Consider the following 4,753-nt stretch of genomic DNA (forward strand, 5'->3'; position numbering starts at 1 on the left):
AGTCCTTTTCTAACCATCATAGCACCATAGTAGTTCTCAAGTGCCATGAGATCTTCTGCGTGATAAACCGAAACACCATCTCTTTGTTTCTTCTTAGTATATTCTAAGTAGAACTCTTTGAAGTTATCAGCTTTTCTTGGTGTAATGATCTCAACATCTTTAAGAGTCTCATAGAGACCAAGATCTTTCATTTTCGTTTCAATCTTTGTTCTACTTCCTAGAAGAACTGGCTCGATTCTTCCTTCGTCAATAATAGTCTTAACTGACTGTAGGATTCTCGTGTTGGCACCTTCTGCAAATACCATCTTAACTTTTCTACCAAGCTTATTAACATGTGACTTAAGTCTATCTCTAGTGAGTTTCATGAAAGCCCCACTTGAAGAAAGACGTCCTTCTAGTTGGTGAGCGTATTCAACAAGGTCTGGAATTTCGATTCTCGCTACACCAGAATCCATTGCAGCCTTAGCGATAGCAGGAGAGACTCTTGTTAGAACTCTTGTATCAAATGGCTTAGGAATTAAGTAGTTTGGACCAAAAGAAAAGTCTTCTCCACCGTAGGCCATCTTAACTTCGTCAGGCACTTCTTCTCTTGCGAGATTTGCAATCGCATGAACCGCTGCTAATTTCATTTCATCATTAATCTTCTTTGCTCTTACGTCTAGAGCACCTCTGAAGATAAAAGGGAAACCAAGAACGTTGTTAACCTGGTTAGGGAAGTCTGATCTTCCTGTCGCCATAATAGCGTCATTTCTAACTTCAGCAACTTCACTTGGAAGAATTTCTGGATCAGGGTTGGCCATAGCGAAGATAATTGGATTATCTGCCATTGTTGCCACCATCTCTTTTGTTAAAACACCTTTGGCTGAACAACCGATGAAAGCATCTGCTCCCTTCATCGCATCAGCAAGAGTTCTACAATCTGTATCGTTAGCAAACTCTTCCTTATATTTATTCATTCCCGCTTCTCTACCTTTGTAGATAACACCACGAGAGTCAGTCATCATAAGATTTTCTGGCTTAACACCCATTTGGAAGAAGAGTTTTGCACAAGCAATAGAAGCAGCTCCAGCTCCTGAGAAGACAACTTTTACATCTTCTATTTTCTTCTTAGAGATTTCAATAGCGTTGATAAAACCAGCAGAAGCGATAATCGCTGTTCCGTGTTGGTCATCGTGGAAAACAGGAATATTCATAAGCTCAACAAGTTGTTTCTCAACTTCAAAACACTCAGGAGCTTTAATATCTTCTAGGTTGATACCACCAAAAGTCGGCTCTAATGCTTTAACAACATTAACCATACCATCGACAGTTGTTTCATTGATTTCGATATCAAAGACATCAATATCAGCGAATCTCTTAAAAAGAATTCCCTTTCCTTCCATAACTGGCTTCCCAGCTTCTGGACCAATATTTCCAAGCCCTAAAACAGCTGAACCATTTGAGACAACGGCAACAAGATTTCCTTTGGCCGTATACTTGTAAACATCTTCTTTATTTTTTGCTATTTCTAGACAAGGTGCCGCAACTCCTGGAGAGTATGCTTTTGTTAAATCTGAAGCAGTAAGACATGGTTTTGTCGCAACAACAGAAATCTTTCCTGGACGACCTTCTGAGTGATAATCGAGGGCTTTTTTAGTTCTCGAATCCATATTTTCCGACATCGGAGTATCCTTTGTTTTGTGAAGAAAAATTTCCTAAAAGGATACTCCAGATAGAGCGAAAAGATAATATTTTTAAGCCTCTTTTTTGCGATTAAGTAGGTGATAAAAAGCTAGACCTAGAGATGTTGTAATTATCCCTACATAGAGTTCATCGACATTTTTAAATGGCGCAGGGCGCTCGATATTTCTCCAGATTGCCGTAGTGATGACGCCAAGCAAACATGCAAAAACAAATTGATTATCTTTAATTTTCTTAGGAAAGATATAGCCATAAATGACTGGGAGCAGTAAACATGAGGCCGAAAAACTTCCCAGCGTCTTCCACACAGTTTTAATATCACCCTTAAAAATTATTGAAACAATAACCGAAATAATTCCAACAATGATAATTCCCAAGTGGTGAAACTTCACTTTCCCCTTAAATCTCTTGGGAGCTAAATCGTAAGAGAGTGTTGTTCCTGCGAGAAAGAGATATGAGTCCATCGTCGAGAGGATTGTTGCCAGAATTCCTGCGAGTACAAATCCCTTAAGACCATCGGGAAGAATTTGAATGGCATATGTCATGTAGGCATGCTGTGACTCCGCCGTCGGAATTACTGCACGTGCATACATAGCGCCAAATGTTGTACAGATATCAAAGCAAAACCAGATAAAAGTCGAAACTAAAATTCCTCGTTTGGCAGCTTTTTCACTAACAGCAGCAAAACATCTTTGGTAGAAGTTTGGATCAACAAGAGTTGAAAGTGCGATAAATCCCCAGACAAAAGTTGTTGACCAACTCTGACCTCCCGTTAGTGAGAAGTGGGCTTCAGGTAGATTCTCTTTGAGAAAACCTAGTCCACCAAAAGTTGAAACTGAGAAGGCCAAGATCAAGAAGACTCCCGTAACCATAACGAAGAATTGAATGATATCGGAGAAGACGACCGCTCTAAACCCGCCCCACATCGAGTAGAGAACAACGAATGTCGTACCAAGTGCAATATTTGTAACGAGTTCACCTCCGAAAAGTAATTGGAGGAAAAGCCCTAAACTTATGGTGTAGGCTACAGGCAGAACATTGAAGAAATTAAAGATCCCTGTGAGCTTTGCTGACTTGGGCCCGAACATTTTTTCCACAAGATCGGGAAGGGTAACTGCCTTATATGGTGTTATTTTGTGAATAATAAAAAAGGCAAAGATGATATAAGCGATATACCAAAATGCTCCCTGAGTTACGAAATTATAAACGCCATAGTTGAAAGCAATTTCCGTCACGCCGAAGATTCCTCCGTACCAAGTGGCCACAAGTGTTGCAACAAACATCGGCATTGTGAGCTGTCTTCCTAAGATTAGCAGATCAAGAAAACTTTGTTCTTCATCATTGCTCTCTTTACTGAGTGCCTTGTTTTTTAAGACTTGCCCATAGATGACACTTGCTGCAGTGATGACTAAGACCAGGCAAAAAATAGTGATATCAAGGGGGCTTAGGAAATTCCAAAAGTCGATTTTTGGCATGATATTTTGATACATGTCTTCTCCTTACACTAGTATTAACTAGCTCAAGTTCTAAGGGTCGTGTCTCCACCTCTCAACTACTTAAAGTTCCCCTGAAATTTGTAATATCAGTAATTTATCATGATTTAAATTAGTTCATAAAGCTATAATTTCAAGTATACTGTTATAGAACAAATAAATGATTAAATTGGAGCCAATAGTTCATGACTATTACACAACTTGAATACATTCTTGCTGTAGATAAGCATCGCCACTTTAGAAAGGCCGCTGAAGATTGCCATGTATCACAACCAACCCTCAGTATGCAGATACAGAAACTTGAGGATAATCTTGGTTTTATGGTTTTTGATAGATCAAAAAACCCTGTTGTTCCGACTGTTGAAGGTGAGAAATTTATCCGCCAATCACGTATTGTTATGAGAGAGTTTAAGAAGCTTTCAGATATTGCTAATGACCCAGAAGCTGGTCTCAGTGGAGAGTTTAGACTAGGGGTTATTCCAACTTTAGCACCTTATTTAGTTCCACTTTTTCTAACAAAGTTTTCAGAGCTTCATCCAAGTGTTGAATTGGTCTTAGAGGAGAGAACAACTGAAGAAATTATCTCTCTGCTTGATAAGGACGAGCTCGATGCGGCGATTCTTGTGACTCCGCTACAGAATAATTCGATTATTGAAAGAGTCCTTTTTTACGAGCCATTCTATGGTTTCGTTTCAAAGGATCATGATCTTTACAGAAAGGATCAGCTTGGAGCTGAAGATCTTGCAGTAGATGGCCTTTGGTTATTACAAGAGGGACACTGTTTTAGAGGACAAGTCCTAAACCTTTGTTCCAAAGCACAAATGGGCAATGGACACCACCGCTTTGAAAGTGGGAGTTTGGAAACATTGAAGAATCTTGTGTCAAAAGATTCTGGTTATACCCTTGTTCCACATCTTGATATGCTTGAAATTACTGGGCCAAGAAAGAAAATGGTGAGGCCTTTTAGAAGTCCTGTTCCAACCAGAGAAGTGTCAATTGTATACGGAAGAAACTTCTACAAAGAGAAAATCATTGATGCACTAGAGGATATTATCCTAAAATCTATACCTAAGGAGTTAAACAGTTTTAAGAATAAGGAGATTCAAATTGTACCAATCAATTAAATTTGTTTCAGCTTTCTTGATCCTGTCTTCTCTTACGCATGCTAGCTCAATTAGTGACTGTGTTTACAAGGCCCTTGTTGTTTCAGATACAAAGACTAAAGTAACCCTAAAAGTGATGTCTATGCTTCATAAGTACGGGACTGAAAAATGCATTTATAAGAATGGTCAGGAAGTTTCCCTGAGAAAATCTCAGATAAAGGGAGATTTGAAATTCATTGGAAAAAAGAGAGTGATGAATTTTAGGGCCATGAAATACACTGGCAAAGGTTCAAACGGAAAGACAATCTCTGGTGAACGCTTCTATTTAAAGAAAATTTAGATTTTTCTTACATGTCTCAGGGCCTTATTGGCACCTTCTTTCAGAAAAACAATTGTAATATAAGTTTAAAATCTTACATTTTCTTGTAATTGGCACTTTTTCGTCCTCTTCAGAGGCCAAGGGGGTCACAAGAATCA

The 4,753-nt window shown here is 38.9% G+C and carries 4 protein-coding genes and 1 riboswitch; of the genes, 2 read left to right on the forward strand and 2 right to left on the reverse strand.

All coding sequences use genetic code 11. From position 1 onward, the window contains the following. Nucleotides 1-1,661, reverse strand: a 1,661-nt coding sequence (locus M901_RS03720) for a phosphate acyltransferase (RefSeq protein ID WP_021276849.1), incomplete at its 3' end; no start/stop codon positions are given. Between the two features lie 72 nt (nucleotides 1,662-1,733). Then, nucleotides 1,734-3,170 (reverse strand): sodium:solute symporter, encoded by a 1,437-nt coding sequence (locus M901_RS03725; protein WP_034720111.1) that lies wholly within the window; start codon nucleotides 3,168-3,170, stop codon nucleotides 1,734-1,736. Beyond that, nucleotides 3,160-3,259: riboswitch (TPP riboswitch) on the reverse strand. (Overlaps the previous gene by 11 nt.) Nucleotides 3,260-3,358: 99 nt before the next feature. Here M901_RS03725 and M901_RS03730 point away from each other — a divergent pair. Both M901_RS03730 and M901_RS03735 read left to right on the forward strand, forming a co-directional pair. Beyond that, nucleotides 3,359-4,297: a LysR substrate-binding domain-containing protein gene (locus tag M901_RS03730; protein WP_021276848.1), complete on the forward strand. Its 939-nt coding sequence runs from the start codon at nucleotides 3,359-3,361 to the stop codon at nucleotides 4,295-4,297. Continuing rightward, nucleotides 4,281-4,616: a hypothetical protein gene (locus M901_RS03735; protein ID WP_021276850.1), complete on the forward strand. Its 336-nt coding sequence runs from the start codon at nucleotides 4,281-4,283 to the stop codon at nucleotides 4,614-4,616. Before M901_RS03730 ends, M901_RS03735 begins: the two co-directional genes overlap by 17 nt. Nucleotides 4,617-4,753 lie beyond the last annotated feature (137 nt).

This window comes from Bacteriovorax sp. DB6_IX (assembly GCF_000447775.1).
Lineage (GTDB): Bacteria > Bdellovibrionota > Bacteriovoracia > Bacteriovoracales > Bacteriovoracaceae > Halobacteriovorax_A.

What these genes read in the sequence shown, in the direction of transcription:
- M901_RS03725 (WP_034720111.1), bottom strand. Translation starts at nt 3,170, where the DNA reads ATGTATCAAAATATCATGCCAAAAATCGACTTTTGGAATTTCCTAAGC.
- M901_RS03730 (WP_021276848.1), top strand. Translation starts at nt 3,359, where the DNA reads ATGACTATTACACAACTTGAATACATTCTTGCTGTAGATAAGCATCGC.